Source organism: Sulfitobacter sp. TMED3 (assembly GCF_002167505.1).
GTDB lineage: Bacteria > Pseudomonadota > Alphaproteobacteria > Rhodobacterales > Rhodobacteraceae > Sulfitobacter > Sulfitobacter pontiacus.
On record NZ_NHBI01000003.1, the window covers coordinates 107666 to 124436 of the forward strand.

The 16771-nt window shown below is 59.1% G+C and carries 15 protein-coding genes; 7 read left to right on the forward strand and 8 right to left on the reverse strand.

From position 1 onward, the window contains the following. Window position 1: 1 nt before the first annotated feature. From CBB63_RS00680 to CBB63_RS00705, 6 genes are all read right to left on the reverse strand, one after another. Window positions 2-808 carry a metallophosphoesterase family protein gene (locus CBB63_RS00680; RefSeq protein ID WP_286697770.1) on the reverse strand — a complete coding sequence of 269 codons (807 nt, stop codon included), beginning with the start codon at window positions 806-808 and terminating at the stop codon, window positions 2-4. After that, the gene (locus tag CBB63_RS00685; RefSeq protein ID WP_286697771.1) at window positions 805-1728 is read right to left on the reverse strand and encodes a diacylglycerol/lipid kinase family protein; all 924 of its coding nucleotides are present in this window, start codon (window positions 1726-1728) and stop codon (window positions 805-807) included. Before CBB63_RS00685 ends, CBB63_RS00680 begins: the two co-directional genes overlap by 4 nt. Window positions 1729-1802: 74 nt before the next feature. After that, window positions 1803-1937 (reverse strand): hypothetical protein, encoded by a 135-nt coding sequence (locus CBB63_RS00690; protein WP_005850863.1) that lies wholly within the window; start codon window positions 1935-1937, stop codon window positions 1803-1805. Window positions 1938-2063: 126 nt separating this feature from the next. Beyond that, the gene (gene mutT / locus CBB63_RS00695) at window positions 2064-2462 is read right to left on the reverse strand and encodes an 8-oxo-dGTP diphosphatase MutT (protein ID WP_286697772.1); all 399 of its coding nucleotides are present in this window, start codon (window positions 2460-2462) and stop codon (window positions 2064-2066) included. Next, a complete protein-coding gene (argJ, locus tag CBB63_RS00700) occupies window positions 2459-3685 on the reverse strand; it encodes a bifunctional glutamate N-acetyltransferase/amino-acid acetyltransferase ArgJ (protein WP_286697773.1) in 1227 nt (408 codons plus the stop codon). The genes mutT and argJ overlap by 4 nt, the downstream gene beginning before the upstream one ends. A gap of 3 nt (window positions 3686-3688) precedes the next feature. Continuing rightward, window positions 3689-4567 carry a peptidylprolyl isomerase gene (locus CBB63_RS00705; protein WP_286697774.1) on the reverse strand — a complete coding sequence of 293 codons (879 nt, stop codon included), beginning with the start codon at window positions 4565-4567 and terminating at the stop codon, window positions 3689-3691. Window positions 4568-4743: 176 nt separating this feature from the next. Between CBB63_RS00705 and secA the strand changes: the two genes are divergently transcribed. Further along, window positions 4744-7473 carry a preprotein translocase subunit SecA gene (secA, locus tag CBB63_RS00710; RefSeq protein WP_286697775.1) on the forward strand — a complete coding sequence of 910 codons (2730 nt, stop codon included), beginning with the start codon at window positions 4744-4746 and terminating at the stop codon, window positions 7471-7473. 110 nt (window positions 7474-7583) lie between these two features. Then, the gene (locus CBB63_RS00715) at window positions 7584-7853 is read left to right on the forward strand and encodes a spike base protein, RCAP_Rcc01079 family (protein WP_005850873.1); all 270 of its coding nucleotides are present in this window, start codon (window positions 7584-7586) and stop codon (window positions 7851-7853) included. Window positions 7854-7888: 35 nt separating this feature from the next. Here CBB63_RS00715 and CBB63_RS00720 read toward each other — a convergent pair whose 3' ends face one another. Both CBB63_RS00720 and CBB63_RS00725 read right to left on the reverse strand, forming a co-directional pair. After that, a complete protein-coding gene (locus CBB63_RS00720) occupies window positions 7889-8557 on the reverse strand; it encodes a sugar transferase (RefSeq protein WP_286697776.1) in 669 nt (222 codons plus the stop codon). A gap of 102 nt (window positions 8558-8659) precedes the next feature. Next, entirely contained in the window at window positions 8660-9394 is a 735-nt protein-coding gene (locus CBB63_RS00725; protein ID WP_286697777.1) for a metallophosphoesterase, read from the reverse strand. A gap of 144 nt (window positions 9395-9538) precedes the next feature. On the opposite strand from CBB63_RS00725, the gene CBB63_RS00730 reads away from it, so the two are divergent. The 5 genes from CBB63_RS00730 to CBB63_RS00750 all read left to right on the forward strand — a co-directional run bounded on the left by CBB63_RS00730 (window position 9539) and on the right by CBB63_RS00750 (window position 15250). Beyond that, window positions 9539-11656, forward strand: coding sequence for a YjbH domain-containing protein (locus CBB63_RS00730; protein ID WP_502695831.1), 2118 nt, complete (start codon window positions 9539-9541; stop codon window positions 11654-11656). Next, on the forward strand, window positions 11653-12312 hold the full coding sequence (locus tag CBB63_RS00735) for a YjbF family lipoprotein (RefSeq protein WP_286697779.1): 660 nt from the start codon (window positions 11653-11655) through the stop codon (window positions 12310-12312). The genes CBB63_RS00730 and CBB63_RS00735 overlap by 4 nt, the downstream gene beginning before the upstream one ends. A 172-nt stretch (window positions 12313-12484) precedes the next feature. Then, the gene (locus tag CBB63_RS00740) at window positions 12485-13729 is read left to right on the forward strand and encodes a polysaccharide biosynthesis/export family protein (RefSeq protein WP_260004462.1); all 1245 of its coding nucleotides are present in this window, start codon (window positions 12485-12487) and stop codon (window positions 13727-13729) included. 166 nt (window positions 13730-13895) lie between these two features. After that, complete coding sequence (locus CBB63_RS00745) at window positions 13896-14846, forward strand: glycosyltransferase family 2 protein (RefSeq protein WP_286697780.1); 951 nt, start codon at window positions 13896-13898, stop codon at window positions 14844-14846. Then, window positions 14846-15250, forward strand: coding sequence for a GtrA family protein (locus CBB63_RS00750; RefSeq protein WP_286697781.1), 405 nt, complete (start codon window positions 14846-14848; stop codon window positions 15248-15250). The genes CBB63_RS00745 and CBB63_RS00750 overlap by 1 nt, the downstream gene beginning before the upstream one ends. Window positions 15251-16771 lie beyond the last annotated feature (1521 nt).

Here is a 16771-nt window from a genome sequence, read left to right on the forward strand (position 1 = left end):
GTTACACCTCGTCCGATATCNGATGATCAGAAGCCCGGTTAAATGTCCGGGCTTCTGTCGTTTCAAANACCCGTTTATCTTCGTTAAAGCTNAGCCGGTCGACACAGACCTGATCGTCCGAGATNTTCACAAGGTTGAAATCATTCNGCTCTCCGCGNACNCGAGACGACAGGCTGGTCCCCGCATGCAACTGGATCGCNGTGGNGCCGCCGGATTCGACGGTAAANTTCTCTGCGTGCCACGTGTGAAGGTGCCCCGACAGGATCAGGTTCGCCCCGCAAGACAGCAGCTTTTCCAGCGCGATTTCAGCACCGGGTATGGGCTTTTTCTTGGTGTGATTGGGATGCTCTAGCGGGTGATGCACCACGAGCACGCGGGCTTTGCGCGCGGCGGTGTCATCCATCGCCTTGCAGGCTTGCGCGATACGCCCTGCCGTCAGCTTTCCCGTCTGCCACGAAAAGCGATCGACCGAGTTGATGCCGATGACGACCATATCATCGTCCTCATACCGAGGCGTCAGATCGGCGTTGATCCATTTGCGATACCGCCGCCACGGCATGAAAAACCGCTGGAACGGGCGGTCAAGCAAGACATCGTGGTTCCCCGGCACACCCAAGACAGGCGCGTTGATCCGCTGGATAAAGTTATGCGCTTCCTCGAACTGGCTCCGCCGCGCGCGCTGCGTGAAATCGCCCGAGATGGCGACGATATCGGGGTTCAGCTCGTTCACACAAGAGAGCAGCGGTTCCAGCAGGTCGGGTCGATCCTTGCCAAAGTGTAAATCTGAGAGATGTACCAATGTGCTCATCTGACGGCCTCGTTAAATTCGGCAGGAATGATCAGCTGCAGGGCCTCGCGCTGCATGTGCAGTTTGAACGGGCCTTTCATGCGGCTTAGCTCTCCGTCGCGGGCGACAGGGCGTGATTTATGCGGCATCTCAAGCGTGATCTCGTTCCCGCAGTGCATTTGATAGTCGGTTTCACGTTTCGCGACCCCAAGGGCCAGCGCGGCGGCGTGTTTGAACAACCCCCAGCGGTTCGTATCGGGGGCGACCAGCAGCACCATGCCGCCCTTGGCGATACAGTCTTCGCCGCCCAGCCCCATTTGATTCAGCTGAAAGGCGTTGCTGATCGCAAAGACCAGCGGTGTCCTATGTTTAAAGGATTTGCCATCAATCGTCACCGTCAGCCTGAGCGGCGCGCGGAGTGTTGCCAGCGCTTTGACCACCGACCAATAGGCCGCGACACGGCTGCGGCCCCAGCGGTCATAGATGCCTTCGCGGGTTTTCAGGATGGCGGCATAGGCCCCGATGCTGGCGTTGTTCAGAAACGCGTTGCCGTTGATCTTGGCGATGTCCGTGGGGCGCAGGACGCCCTTGGCGATGACATCAACGGCTTCGTCAACGGTTTCGGGCAGGTTCAGCGAACGGGCGAAATAGTTAAAGGTGCCTGCGGGGATAATCCCCATCTGGTTGGGCACATGCGCCAAGCCCGAGGCGACGCCGCTGATGGTTCCGTCGCCGCCTGACGCGACGATGGTGGCATCGGGGTTCGCCTCGGCAGTCGATTGCGCCACCTGTCCCAAATCCGCGCCATTGGGCGAGAATTCAACGAAGCTGACGGGAATGTCGTGGTGTTGAAACCTGTCTGAAATCCGGGACTTACGCTCTGTCCCGTCTTTGCGGCCGGAGCCCTTGTTCAGAATAACGATAACACGTTGAGGCTTCATGATTGATCCATCCTTGATGACCTAAGCAAACGCTTGGGGCAGGGGGATGGTTCAGATGTTTTGCGTGTGCGTGATCAGTTCCGGCGCTGGATTGGCTTGCCGGTATAGATCGCGTCATCAACCTTAACCGATACGCGGCCGTCGGGCATGTCGCGGACGAAAATACCCTGGACGGATACGGTGGAACCGATGGTGATTGTGCGAAGCATTGCTTCCTCCCAGAAGAACCTGAAGTTGCATCTTTATAAGCGACAATTTGCCTAAGTCTAGCAACAAAAAAGTCAAGGAAGCAGTATTCACGCGCGCAAAGAAACAGCTGCGAGGTCGCGCTGGCCCTAAAGCCAGTCGCGCAGGAACGGAATCAGGGGAATGTCCGCAGGGGGCATCGGATAATCTTTCAGCGCATTGGCACGGACCCATTTCAGGGTCTGCCCCTCGCGCGCCTGCGGTGTGCCGTTCCATTTGCGGCAGGCAAACAGCGGCATCAGCAGGTGAAAATCATCGTAGGCATGGCTGGCAAAGGTCAGCGGGGCAAGGCAGGAGGCCCATGTGTCGATGCCAAGTTCTTCTTGCAGCTCGCGGATCAGCGCGGCTTCGGGGGTTTCGCCGGCTTCGACCTTGCCGCCCGGAAACTCCCACAAACCGGCCATGGATTTGCCGGGCGGGCGCTGTGCCAAAAGCACGCGCCCGTCCACGTCGATCAGGGCAACCGCCGAGACAAGGATTACCTTCACGAACGATAGTCCGCGTTGATCTCGATATAGCCGTGGGTCAGGTCGCAGGTCCAAACCGTTGCTTTGCCGTCGCCAAGGCCCAGATCAACGCCGATGGTGATGTTCTGGCCCTTCATATGCGCCGCCGCTGCCTCTTCCGAGTAGTCGGGGCTGCGCCAGCCGTCTTTGGCCACCTCGATATCGCCAAAGCGGATCGACAGACGATCCCGATCAGCAGCGGCCCCTGATTTACCGACGGCCATTACCACGCGGCCCCAGTTCGGGTCCTCGCCCGCGATGGCGGTCTTGATGAGGGGGGAATTCGCGATGGCCATGCCGTGGGTCTTGGCGTCGTCATCCGTAGCGGCACCGGTCACGGCGATCTCGACGAATTTGGTCGCCCCTTCGCCGTCTTGCACAACCTGATGCGCGAGGTTCAGCATGACGCTGTGCAGCGCTTCCGAGAACGCATCGCTTTCGCTGGCATCCGCGCCCGACGCGCCAGTTGCGGCCAGGATCAAACTGTCGGAGGTCGATGTGTCGCTATCCACGGTGATGCAGTTAAAGGTGCTATCGGTATGGGTCGACAGCATTTTTTGCAGCGCCGGTTGGCTGACAACCGCATCGGTGAAGATATAGACCAGCATCGTCGCCATATCTGGCGCGATCATGCCCGATCCCTTCGCAATCCCCGCGATAGAGACTGTTTTCCCGTCAATCTCGACCTCGGCACGGGCCCCTTTGGGGAAGGTGTCCGTGGTCATGATCGCCTTGGCCGCATCGGAAATGCCCTTGTCGGACAACGCGCCCTTAAGGTCCGCCAGAACAGCCGTAATCCGGTCGTGGGGCAGGGGTTCGCCGATCACACCTGTCGATGAGGTAAAAACACGCGATTGGGGAATGTTNCAGACATCAGCAACNGCAGCGGTAATTGCTTCGACCGCGGTGACGCCGCCCTTGCCGGTGAAGGCATTGGCGTTGCCCGAGTTGACCAGAATNGCGGCACCGGTGTCNGATGTCGCGCCGATCTTGGCCTGACAATCCAGNACCGGNGCNGCGCGGGTGGCAGAGCGNGTAAACGCCCCCGCCACCGTNGNGCCNGGGGCCAATTCNGCNAGCATCACATCGGTGCGGCCTTGATACCGTACCCCCGCCGCGNTGGTGGCGAAACGCACACCATCGATGACAGGAAGATCAGGGAAGTGATCGGGTGCCAGCGGGGATACAGCGGTGATTTTGCCCATTTGTTACTCCAGCAGGCCGAGGTTGGTCAGAACCGAAGGGTCGATTGAGTCAGCCGCCGAGCGGTCAACNTCTGCGGCTTCGGTGGTCTTTTCGATCAGGGTCTGTGCTTTNACCTGACGGACNTGNGTTTCCAGCTCGTNCTTNACGTCTTCNAGCTTGGGNGCTTCTTTCTGGCGCTTGTCGTCCAGTTTGATCACGTGCCAGCCGAACTGGGTTTCAACNGGTTCNGACACAGTGCCGACTTCAAGCNCGGCAACGGCGGTTTCAAACGCGGGCACCATCATGCCGGGNCCGAACCAACCCAAAGTNCCGCCCGCAGGACCGGANGGACCGGTGGANTTTTCTTTCGCCAGCTCGGCAAAATCCGCGCCTTCATCCAGCTCTTTCTTGACGGCTTGGGCTTCTTCTTCTGTTTCTACCAGAATATGCGACGCGCTGAATTCCTCGGTCGGTTCNGCATCGGCGTAGGCTTCGTCATAGGCGGCTTGCAGCTCTTCCTCGGTGACGTCCTGGGCCATTGCTTTCTCGATCACTTCGCCCGCGATCAGCTGGCGACGTTCGTTTTCAAGCGCCATCTCGATCCGCTTTGGCACTTCACCGTCAAAATCTTGCGACAAGGCGGTTTGCTGCACAAGCTGATCCAGAATGCCTTTGAACAGGACTTCGGGGGGAAGCTGTTGATATTGTTCGGGCAGGGTGGCGCGGGCAATGATCATGCTGCCAATCGTGATGTCGGTGCCATTNACCGTGGCAACCACGGTTTCAGCGGTGACGTCTGTCTGCGCATCCGTGTTTTCGGCAGTGTCGTCCTGCGCAACNGCGGGCAGGGCGAGCGAAGCTGCCACCACGAATGGTGCCAGAAAAGTGAGAGGTTTTTGCATGTATCTGTCCTTGGTTTGGCAGCCACAAGGGGCTGCTACATTGACACGGTTTAGTGCGGCCCTTACATCGCCCTATGGGCGCGGCCTTGGCGCACGTTCAGTCTTGTATCTAGGGGCTGTCCGGCGGCTCGGCAAGCAGATGGACGCCTTGGAACATAACTTCGGCAGGAGATTGCATGCTGGGCATCGGAACACTCGCCAAAAAAGTCTTTGGGACCCCAAACGACCGTAAAATCAAGGCGACCCGCCCGCTGGTTGAAAAGATCAACGCGCTGGAAGAAGAATTCTTGGCTTTGACCGACGACGGTCTGAAGCAAAAAACGGAAGAGCTGCGCAAGCGGGCGATTGACGGCGAAAGCCTTGATGATCTGCTGCCGGAAGCTTTTGCGAACTGCCGNGAAGGCGCNCGCCGGACCTTGGGTCTGCGCGCNTTTGACACGCAGTTGATGTCGGCGATTTTCCTGCATCAGGGNAANATCTCNGAGCAGAAAACCGGCGAGGGTAAAACCCTGACCGCGACGCTGGCCGCTTACCTCAATGCGCTGACCGGCAAGGGCGTGCATGTGGTCACGGTGAACGAATACCTCGTGAAACGGGACGCCGACTGGATGGGCAAGGTCTTTGCCTCGCTGGGGCTGACCACGGGCGCTGCGGTGTCCGGCATGACCGAGGAAGACAAACGCGCCGCCTATGATTGCGACGTGACCTACGCCACGAACAACGAGCTGGGCTTTGATTATCTGCGCGATAACATGAAGTCTGAGCTGAGCCAGATTTTCCAGAAACAGCACAACTTTGCCATCGTGGANGANGTCGACAGTATTCTGATCGACGAGGCGCGGACGCCGCTGATTATCTCNGGCCCGTCGCAAGACCGCTCCGAGATGTATAAAATCGTCGACGATGTGATCCCGCTGCTGCAGGAAAGCCACTACGAGCTGGACGAGAAAACCCGCAACGTGACCTTTACCGACGAAGGGAACGAGTTCCTCGAGCAAGAGCTGCACAGCCGCGGTCTGCTGGAAGAAGGGTTAACGATGTATGACCCCGAAAGCACCACCATCGTGCACCACGTGAACCAGGGTTTGCGGGCGCATAAGCTGTTCCAGCGCGACAAGGATTACATTGTGCGCGACGGCGAGGTGATGCTGATCGACGAATTCACCGGGCGTATGATGTCCGGTCGTCGTCTGTCCGACGGGTTGCATCAGGCGATCGAAGCGAAGGAAGGNTGCCAGATCCAGCCCGAGAACGTGACACTGGCCTCGGTCACCTTCCAGAACTACTTCCGCCTTTATGACAAGCTGGCCGGCATGACGGGTACTGCCGAAACCGAAGCCGAAGAATTCGCCGAGATTTACGGGCTGGGTGTGGTCGTTGTCCCGACCAACGTGCCGGTTGCGCGTGTGGACGAAGACGATCAGGTCTATCGTTCGGCGCTGGAAAAATATCAGGCGATGATCGAAAAGGTCAAAGAAGCCAATGCGATAGGCCAGCCGGTTCTGGTGGGTACCACCTCTATCGAGAAATCCGAAATGCTGAGCCAGATGCTGACCGAAGCGGGCATCAAGCATAACGTTCTGAACGCGCGCCAGCACGAGCAGGAAGCGCAGATCGTGGCGGATGCGGGCAAGTTCGGNGCGGTNACCATCGCGACAAACATGGCCGGTCGCGGCACCGACATTCAGCTGGGCGGCAACGTCGAGCTGAAGGTGATTGAGGCGCTGGACGCTGATCCTGATGCCGATCCCGTTGCGATCCGTGAAAAGATCGAAGCGGAACACGCTGACGAGAAGAAAAAAGTGCTCGACGCAGGGGGGCTTTATGTTCTGGCGTCCGAGCGTCACGAAAGCCGCCGGATCGATAACCAGCTGCGCGGCCGTTCGGGCCGTCAGGGTGACCCCGGCCGGTCGTCCTTCTACCTGTCTCTCGAAGACGATCTGATGCGTATTTTCGGCTCTGAACGGCTTGAGAAAGTATTGACGACGCTTGGCCTGAAAGAGGGCGAAGCGATTGTGCACCCTTGGGTCAACAAGTCTCTGGAACGCGCGCAGGCCAAGGTCGAAGGGCGCAACTTTGACATTCGTAAACAGCTGTTGAAGTTCGACGATGTGATGAACGACCAGCGGAAGGTCATCTTTGGCCAGCGTCGCGACATCATGGAAGCCGCCGACCTGCAAGAGATCACCGCCGACATGCGCGAGCAGGTGATCGACGATCTGATCGATCAGTTCATGCCGCCAAAAACCTATGCAGATCAGTGGGATACACAAGGTTTCCAGGCCGCGGTTGCGGATCAGTTGAACCTGGATGTGCCCGTCGCAGCATGGTGTGAGGAAGAGGGCGTCGACGATGAGATCATCCGCGAACGTCTTGTCGAAGCCAGCGAAAACATGATGGCCCAGAAGGCTGAACAGTTCGGCCCCGAGAACATGCGCAACATCGAAAAGCAGGTGTTGTTGCAGGCGATTGACGGCAAGTGGCGTGATCACCTTCTGACGCTGGAACATCTGCGGTCGGTCGTCGGTTTCCGCGGCTATGCGCAGCGTGATCCGTTGAACGAATACAAGAACGAATCCTTCCAACTGTTTGAAAGCATGCTGGACAGCCTGCGGACCGAAGTGACCCAGAAGCTGGGTCAGATCCGTCCGATGACAGAGGAAGAGCAGCAGCAAATCCTGTCGCAAATGCAGGAACGTCAGGCCGCGGCGCAGGTTAACGCAGCGCAGGCGGCGGAAGAGAACAGCGAAGCGCCGGCTTCGACCGCCGCTGCAGAGTCTGGCTCTACCGCTGTGGCGGGGTTCGACGAGAATGATCCAAGCACGTGGGGCACCCCTGCGCGCAATGATGAATGCCCCTGCGGGTCGGGCAAAAAGTTCAAGCATTGTCACGGCAAGCTTGCGTAAATGATCTTCCCCAAGGCTGTTTGCCGGCCTTGGGGGTGCTCCGCACGGTGGGGTAAGATTTAGGTAGGATCGGTAGACCAAGCTGCGCTTTTCACCAAACGGAGAGCGACATGCCAATTACCGACAATTTCAATGACTATACCGCAGGATTGACCGGCCCTATTTGCGGGGCCTTTGATATTGTGCCCGACGATACCGCCGACCTGCCGCAGATCACCCGTGGCTTTATGGTCGGTGGGGCCGGTGATGTCGCGGTGACGCTGAAAAGCGGGGATGCAATCACTCTGCCCGGTTTGATGGCGGGGGTCGTCTATCCGTTTCGCATCTCAAAAGTGCGCGACAGCGGCACCACCGCAACGGGGATCAAAGGGTTGGTCTAGCGCCTTGTCACCGCGTTAACTGTTGTTGCGCCCCGTCAGTATCCGGTGGGGCGCAGCAGGACGGGCAGAGTGCGCGCGATGATCTTGAGATCGCCCATAAAGCTTGGCTGGCGGGCATAGCGTTCATCAAGCGAGGCGCGTTCGGCAAACAGCAGGATGCCGCGCCCCGATACCTGCCAAAGCCCTGTGACCCCCGGGCGCACCCGTTGGTAAGCGTGGCGGGCATCACCGTAGCTGTGCAGCTCCGCCAGGGTGACGGGGCGCGGCCCCACCAAAGACATATCGCCGCGCAGTACGTTCCAGATCTGGGGCAGTTCATCCAGACCGGTGCGGCGCAGGAAATGGCCGCCGGGGATCACGCGCGGATCTTTGGTCAGCTTTTGGTACAACGCCCATTCCAGCGCGCGATCAGGTCGCGCCAATAGAATCGCCGGAAGCGCGGCCTGTGCATCAGGGACCATCGTTCTGATTTTCCAACAGCGGAAAACCTTGCCGGCGCGCCCAACCCTCGGGTGGGCATAAAGACCGCCCTGACCCGTGGATGCCACCAGACAGTATAAAACGATAATCACGGGCAGGATCAGCGGCAGCAACGCGAGGCTGACGGCAAGGTCGAACACCCGTTTCCCGCCATGTTCGTAAAGTGGCGCCCGACGTGCATGGACATCACTGCCCTGCCGTATCCCGATATCGATAAACGCCATCGTCACCTCTTACCCATAGCAACCAAACACCGGCGCATGTGCCGGTGCGTCAGCTAAAGCAGAGGTATCCTAAGGTGTGGTTAAAATCGGGATGCCGTCAGATCAGAGGTAGTTAAACTCGACCTCGCCATTGTGGATCGTCGCGGCGGTGAGCTTGTCCGTCGCGTAGGCCCCGGTGTCGATCGACACCACGCCGCCCTTGATCATCGGGGTGTCGACGATTGTGTGCCCGTGTACGACCCAGATGCCGTCACGGCGGCGTTTGCGCCCGAAATCCTCATGCCCCCAAAGCAACGTCCGGCTTTCCTGATCCTTGATAGGGATCAGTGGGTTAGCAGCGGCGTGGACAAAGGCGACATTGCCCGACACCCAAGAGGTTGGCAGGTTGATCACCCAGTCGAGCAAGGCCTCGCCCATAGCGCCTTGCAGGGCGTCGCGGGCGCGTTCCAGATCATCACCAGAGGAGGTTTGCGACACGCCCGAGACGCCAAAGCTCGACAAAGTCTGGAGCCCGCCGTACCGGAGCCAGCGCGGACCATTCTCTTTCGGATTGTCGATAAACTTTAGCATCATCTGCTCGTGGTTGCCCATCAGCGTGATAATATCGGGCTGTTCGTGCAGCGCCCGCAGAACCTGCGCACTTTGTTCGCCGCGGTCGACAAGGTCGCCGACGCAGATCACCTGTGTTCCGTCCGGAGGTTCGGGCAGTCTTTCAAGCAGATCAAAACGCCCGTGAATATCTCCGATCGCAATCACGGGTACATCCGGTGTGATCGGATCGAAATGAGGTTCGGGCTCGGGGTCAGGTTGACGGCGTTTAAACCAACGGTTCAGCATAGGTCTTGGCGTATCCTCTGTGTTGCAAAACTGGCGCAACGAAATGGTAAATCCGTTGATTGGACGGCACACAAAGTGTAGTCCTTCTTAAAGTTCTCTACGGTCCCGGTATTCGCAACAATTAATTAATAGGTAGGTTAGCAGATGCAAGGGCGCTCGAGGAAACTAGCTTGTTCGATGCTAGCCGGGGCGTTTTGCGTCACTAGTCTTGCCGAAGGCGCAGCGCAATCTTTATCGACCTACGGCACACCCGGGTTGGTTGAAATGCCGACGGCCCGTGTGTTGAAGGACGGCGATCTGGCCTTCACGGCAAGCACGTTTGGCCCCAACTACCGGTATTCAGCGACGTTCCAGGTCTTGCCGCGTCTTTATGGGACATTCCGGTATTCGCGGATTAAGAATATCAGTACCAATGCGTACCTTGATGGCGATACCTTCGATCGCAGCTTTGATGTGCATTACCAGATTTGGGATGAAACCGACCTACGCCCTGCTTTCGCCGTGGGGATGCGAGACTTTCTGGGCACTGGTATCCTGAGCAGTGAATATTTTGTGGCCACCAAAAGCTTTGGGTCGAAGCTCGAGGTCACCGGCGGTCTGGGCTGGGGGCGGCTTGCGGGGCGGAACTCATTCTCGAATCCGTTCAGTATTTTGTCTGACCGGTTTGACACACGGACGCGCGACGCCAACACGGGCGGCCAGCTAGAGACAGGGAACTGGTTCCGCGGGCCGACGTCGGTCTTCGCGGGCGTGCAGTGGAATGTGTCGGACCAGATGACGCTATTCGCCGAATACTCCCCCGATGAATACACGCGGGAATCGGTGAACACGGGCATCGACGTGTCTTCGCCCCTCAACGTGGGGTTGGAGTATCGTTTCAACAACGGTGTGCACCTCAAGGGGTTTGTCGTCGGGGGGCATGAGGTCGGCGCGCAGCTGAGCTATGTCATCAACCCCAAGAAACCGTCTGTACCCGGCGGATTGGAGCAGGCACCGCGCACCATCGGCGCGCGCAACCGGCTGGCGATTGCTGAGTGGAACAACTCTGCTGCCGGGGGTGGGCGTGATGCGGTCGAGGCCGTGTTGCAGCGTGTGCTGGCGGAAGACGGGCTGGAGCTGCAAGGCTTCACCATGTCGGGCAACCGCGCGACCGTCCGCGTGGAAAACACCCGTTTCGACAACGAGGCCCAAGCGGCAGGGCGCACGGCGCGGGCCATGGCGGTGACGCTGCCCCCCGCGATCGAAGAGTTCACGGTCGTGTTTCTGGAGCGCGGCGTGCCGCTGAACCAGATCGTGACGCAAAGATCCGATCTGGAAGAGTTGCAGTTTGATTACGATGGTGCCTGGCGCAGTCTGGCACGGGCGCGTCTGGAAGATGGGCATGCTCAGGGCCGCGAAGGCGAGTTGGCGGATATCTACCCGGTCTTTGACACGTCGATCGGCCCATATCTCGCCACGTCCTTTTTCGACCCTAACAGCCCGATCAGGGCCGATTTCGGCGTCCAGCTCAAGATGGATTACCGGCCCCGTCCGGGGCTGACCTTTGGGGGTCGTTTCCGCTATCCGCTGGTGGGCAATATCGACAAATCGTTCCGCGTGTCGGATTCCGTGATCGAGCCGGTGCGCTCTAATGCTATACGCTACGCAAAGGAATCTGAGCTTGAGGTGAACAGCCTCACGGCCGAGTATATGTTCCGCCCTGGGAAAAACCTGTTTGGCCGGGTCTCGGCAGGGTATCTGGAAGGGATGTTTGGCGGCGTGTCGACCGAGGTGCTTTGGTATCCGATGGATAGCCGGCTCGCACTTGGGGCAGAGCTGAACTATGTCAAACAACGTGATTTCGACATGCTGTTCGGGTTTCAGGACTATGACGTCGTGACCGGCCATGCCTCTGCCTATTATGATCTGGGCAATGGGTTTTTCGGGCAGCTAGATGTTGGTCGCTACCTTGCGGGTGACTATGGCGCGACGTTCTCTTTGGATCGTGAATTCAACAACGGGTTCAAGGTTGGCGGGTATTTCACGCTCACGGATGTGTCCTTTGATGATTTCGGGGAAGGGTCTTTCGACAAGGGCCTGCGGTTCGAAGTGCCGCTTTCGTGGCTGACCGGACGCCCGTCGCGGACGAAAGTCCAGCAAACAATCAAGCCGATTACACGTGACGGTGGGGCGCGTCTTGCTGTCGCCAACCGTTTGCACGGGGTCGTGCGCGACTATCGCGGCAAAGAGCTGCGGGACAGCTGGGGGAGATACCTGCGATGATCTTACGTGCGTTGACCCTTGGTCTGTGTCTGGCGGGCCTCACAGCCTGTAGCGCCAGTCAAAACCTTCTGGCGCGGGGTGTTGCCGTTGCTGTGGACGACGATTCAGTCGTGCCCAAAACCTCGCAAGGGTTTCCGCCGCGTTTTGCCGCGCTGGTGCAGGATACCGCCACCCCCGCCTTGCTGCTGACCGTCGAGAACCGTTCACAAACCGGCCGCATGCTGCGCGAGGCGCGTGTGAACGGTGTCGATACGTGGCTGAGTTCGGATTTAACCGCGCTGATGCTGGAAGACGGGATGCTGCAAGGGACACGCGGCCTTGGGTCTGAACTCTTCGCCGCTGATGTGTCGGAGCCCAAGGCGCTGATCCTGTCCGGGCGGCGCGGTTATTCAGACCGGTTGCACAGCAATCTGACAGGACTGGATGAGATTTCTACCCGCGCGTATCGCTGTCTGGTGGAGCCGCAGGGCAGCGCGACGCTCGCGCTTGAGATCGGCACCGTGCCGACGCGGGTTGTAACCGAGGATTGCAAAAGTCTGGACCAGTCGTTTCGGAATACGTATTGGGTCAGTGTAAAGAGCGGTGCCATTGTACAGGCGCGGCAATGGGCGGGCGATGAGGTCGGGTATTTGATGACCAAGGCCGCCGCCCGTTAAGGTTAACAGGGGCCGAACCTGTCTGGGGGCGAGGTGTCACATGATGAATGGGAGTATTAAAGTGCGATACCTATTGGTAGCTGTTTTGGGCCTGACCCTTGCAAGCTGTGGTACGGTTTACCGAACACCTGAAGTTGTAGAGGGCGTCGCTGGCGGCACCAATGTACGGGTGATGAACCTCACTGCTGAATCCGTCATTCAGGCGAATAGATCCGCCTATGCGCCACGGAGCCTGCCCGATGTGTTTTCCCGCACCGCAGGCTCTGGCTCGGGGCTGCGCGGAACCGGGGCGCTGCCATCGCCCACACTCGACGTTCAGACCCGCCCCAATGCGCTTGAGCTGCGCCTGCCGCCCCCGGTTGATCCCGGTCCCTACGAGATTGGTATCGGTGATGTGGTGCTGCTGGCCACGCCGCGCGCCGCCGGATCGGTTGAACAGTTGACCGGGCTGCTGGCCGCACAAAACGCGCGCCAAGGCTATACCGTGCAGGATGACGGATCGATCAACATTCCCGATGTGGGCCGTGTGCGTATTGCCGGTTTGACCATTGAAGACGCCGAAGCAGCCTTGTTCCAGCGTCTGGTCGAGAACCAGATTGACCCGACTTTCAGCCTCGAGATTTCCGAGTTCAACTCGCGCCGTGTGTCCATCGGGGGCGCCGTGTCGCAGCCGACTGTTGTGCCGGTAACGCTGACGCCGCTCTATCTGGAAGAAGCCTTGGCCGCTGCCGGCGGGATCACGGTCGAGGATCAGGACTATGCCTCGATCCGTTTGTACCGTGATGGTACGCTGTATCAGATCCCGCTGTCGCAGCTTTATTCCCGCGCGAGCCTGACCAAGACCCGCCTGCTGCCCGGCGATGCGATCTTTGTCGACACGGAATACGAACTGGCGCGTGCTCAGGAATATTTCGCGCAGCAGATTACTTTGGTTCAGGCGCGTCAGGCGGCACGCGCCTCGGCATTGCAAGAGCTGCAGCTTGAGGTGTCCTTGCGCCGTGATAATCTGGACGAAGCCCGTGACAACTACAAAGCACGCCTAGATCTTGGTGCCGATGACCGAGACTATGTCTATCTCGCGGGGGAAGTCGGGACTCAGTCGCGCTTTGCCTTGCCATACGAGCGTAAGGCAAGTCTGGCAGATGCCTTGTATGATGCGGGTGGTGTAGCGTCGTCGACCGGCGATGTGTCCCAGGTCTATGTGTTGCGCGCATCCTCCGATCCGCGCGAGCTGGGGGCCATTACCGCGTGGCATCTGGATGCCCGCAACGCCGCGAATTTCGCGCTGGCCCCGCGGTTCGAGCTGCGCCCTGATGACATCATCTTTATCGCGCAGCAGCCCGTCACCAAATGGAGCCGCGCTGTTTCGCAGATCCTGCCGCAGATCCTGAGTGTGGGGAACGCGGTCACCAAATGATCTGACCACAATTGATGACCAAAGGCCGGGCAGAAATGTCCGGCCTTTTATGTTTCAAAGGGAATGTCTAACGGCCAGAGGTTTCGCAAATTGAACCCATCGGTGCCCTATTTCAGCCACATCGCCTCATTACCCCTGAACGGGTCAATTATTCAGGCGGTGTGATATGTATCTTTCTGTTGTGATCCCTTGCATGAACGAAGAAGCCTCGATCCCGGGGCTGGTATCGCGGCTGACGCAGGCGATCGCGCCGTGGAAAGATCGGGCCGAGATTATTCTGGTGGATGATGGATCCACCGATGCCACGTGGAAAGCGATCGAGACCGCGCAAGCGGGCTGTGCGCAACTGGTGGGTATCAAGCTTTCGGCCAATCGCGGGCATCAAATCGCGCTGACCGCCGGGCTTGAGGCGGCACAGGGCGAACGCATTTTTATGCTGGATGCCGATTTGCAAGATCCGCCGGAATTGCTGGTCGATATGATGTTCATGATGGATCGCGGGTTTGACGTGGTTTACGGCCGTCGTAGCGAGCGCCAGGGCGAGACCATGTTCAAGAAGGCCACGGCGCACCTGTTCTACCGCTTCCTCAATGCCATGTCCGATGTCCCGATCCCGCAGGACACGGGCGATTTCCGTTTGGTGAACCGCCGCTCGCTGGATGCGGTGCTGACGATGCCGGAAAAGGCCCGTTTTATTCGGGGGATGTTCGCTTGGGCAGGCTTTAAACAGGTGGGTATTGAATATATCCGCGCACCACGCGCCTTGGGCGAAACCAAATACCCCTTCCGCGCCATGATGCGCTTTGCCATCGACGCGATGACCGCCTTTTCGACGAAGCCGTTGAAACTTGCGACGCGCCTGTCTTTTGTCAGCTTGTTCATGGCGGCGTTGATGGCCGNTTATGTGATCTATTCGCTGGTCGTGTATCAGACGGCACCGGGTTGGGCGTCGGTGGTGCTCGCGGTTAGCTTCTTCTCGGGGGCGCAGCTTTTGACGCTGGGTATTCTGGGGGAGTATATCGGTCGCCTTTACGTCGAGGCCAAGGATCGCCCGCTCTATTTNGTNAGCGATGATACGCGCGATATGGTCCCNGACGTGAAACGGTTGCGTGCCTGATGCGTGNTTTTGACTATAANTGCGCNCGCTTTGGGGNTGTCGGCATTNTGACGGCATTATCCTACGTGGCGATGTATCCGGCGTTTCTGGCGGNGGGGNTGNCACAACCGGCAGCNAATGCGCTGGCGTTTTTTCTGGCGATCGTGCTGCAGTACATCGGTCATGCCCTGTTCACCTTTGAACGGCGGCTGATCAATCGCAGCCAGATCACNAAATTCGCCATTATGGTCGGCTGCGGCTTTGGCATGTCGATGCTTGTCACGGGCNCTCTGGCCGTGGCCTTGGGGATGCCGGCCTGGGCGGCGGCGCTGGCCGTTGCGCTGTATCTNCCGGTGCAGAACTATATTTTGATGACCCTATGGGTGTTCGCCTTGCCGCACCCCAAGACGGAGTACATGTCATGAGCCATATCTACAGTGATACATTTTTCGACTACATCAACCAAAGTGCGCGCGCNTCGGCAAAACCGTTTGTGTCNTTGCTGTTTCCTTTGCTGAAGCCNACGACGGTGATCGATCTGGGCAGTGGGCGCGGTGTTTGGATGGATGAATGGCGCAAAGGTGGNGCGGAGGACGTGCTGGCCGTAGACGGGGATTATGTAGACCGGGCGCAACTGGCAGTCGCGCCGGAGCAGTTCATGGCCGCCGATCTGACACAGCCGGTAAAGACGGGNCGCCGCTTTGATCTGGCGCAGAGCCTTGAGGTCGGNGAGCATCTGCCCACCGAAGCCTCGGAGGTTCTGGTCGATAGTCTNACGCGGGCGTCTGATCGTGTGTTGTTTTCCGCTGCGGTCACCGGACAGGGGGGCGAGTTTCACGTGAACGAACAGCCCTTGTCCTTCTGGCAGGATATTTTCGCGGCCAAAGGCTATGTCGCCTATGATTGCGTGCGCCCTGCATTGAAGGACAACAAGGATATCGCGCCCTGGTATCGTTACAACGCGATCCTTTATGTGAATGAGGCCGGGCGCGCGGGTTTGCCNAAAGAGATCCTCGCGACCCAAGTGCCTGCGGGNCAAAAGCTGCGCAACGCGGGTAGCCTTGGCTGGCGGTTGCGTTTGGCNGTGGTCAAGACCCTGCCACGCGGCGTTGTCACNGCCATTGCGCAAGCGCGGGCGATGGTGCTTGCCCTGCGGGCGCGCCGTGCCAAAACCCTGGGTCGCGCGGNTGTATGACNGCGGCGGNCGGGCGGCNGTTGGNGATGCGGGCCGAATCTGAACGGCTGCAGCTGGCACCGGTCTTCCTGATCACACTGGTGGCGGCGTTTTTGCTGACGGGGCAAAATCTGCTGGATCCGATGATCCGCCATGATGACTACCCCGCGTTTTTCGGTGACGCACCCGCCTTTTGGAACAAGACCCTGCACGAGGGGCGGTGGCTGAACTATATCTGGCACCTGCGCGAGGTGGTAACGCCCGCCTGGCTGAACTTTGCCCTGTATCAGAGCCTATGGGCGGCGTTTGTCGCAGCGTTTGCCGTAGCGGCGATGGGCCCCGGTGCGCAGCGCTGGTTTACTGTCGTGCTGGGCCTGCTGCTGGTGGTCTGCCCGTCCGAGATGCTGATCTCGCTCTGGTTCAATACGCTCATCCCCGGGTTGGCTGTTGTGGCGCTGTTTGCGGTGCTGGCCTGTTACNTNTCCAGCNCGCAGTTGCGCTGGCTNTTGCCGATTTTCGTGATCGTCAGCTTTATGGCCTATACGACCTATCCGNTGCTGCTGNTGGCGATTTGCATTGCGCGTACGCGGGACCGGTCAATCCGCGATCTGGCGGGGCTGATGGNGNTGTTNTGCGCAAGCTTCGTTGTCGCGGTGCTAACGGTCTATACGTTGAACTGGCAGGTTCANGGNGTGTTNGGNGTGCCTGTGGCCGATTGGCGTGATCCGACCGCGGGGNACGGGATTGGCGGGATGATCGCCAACCTGCCGAA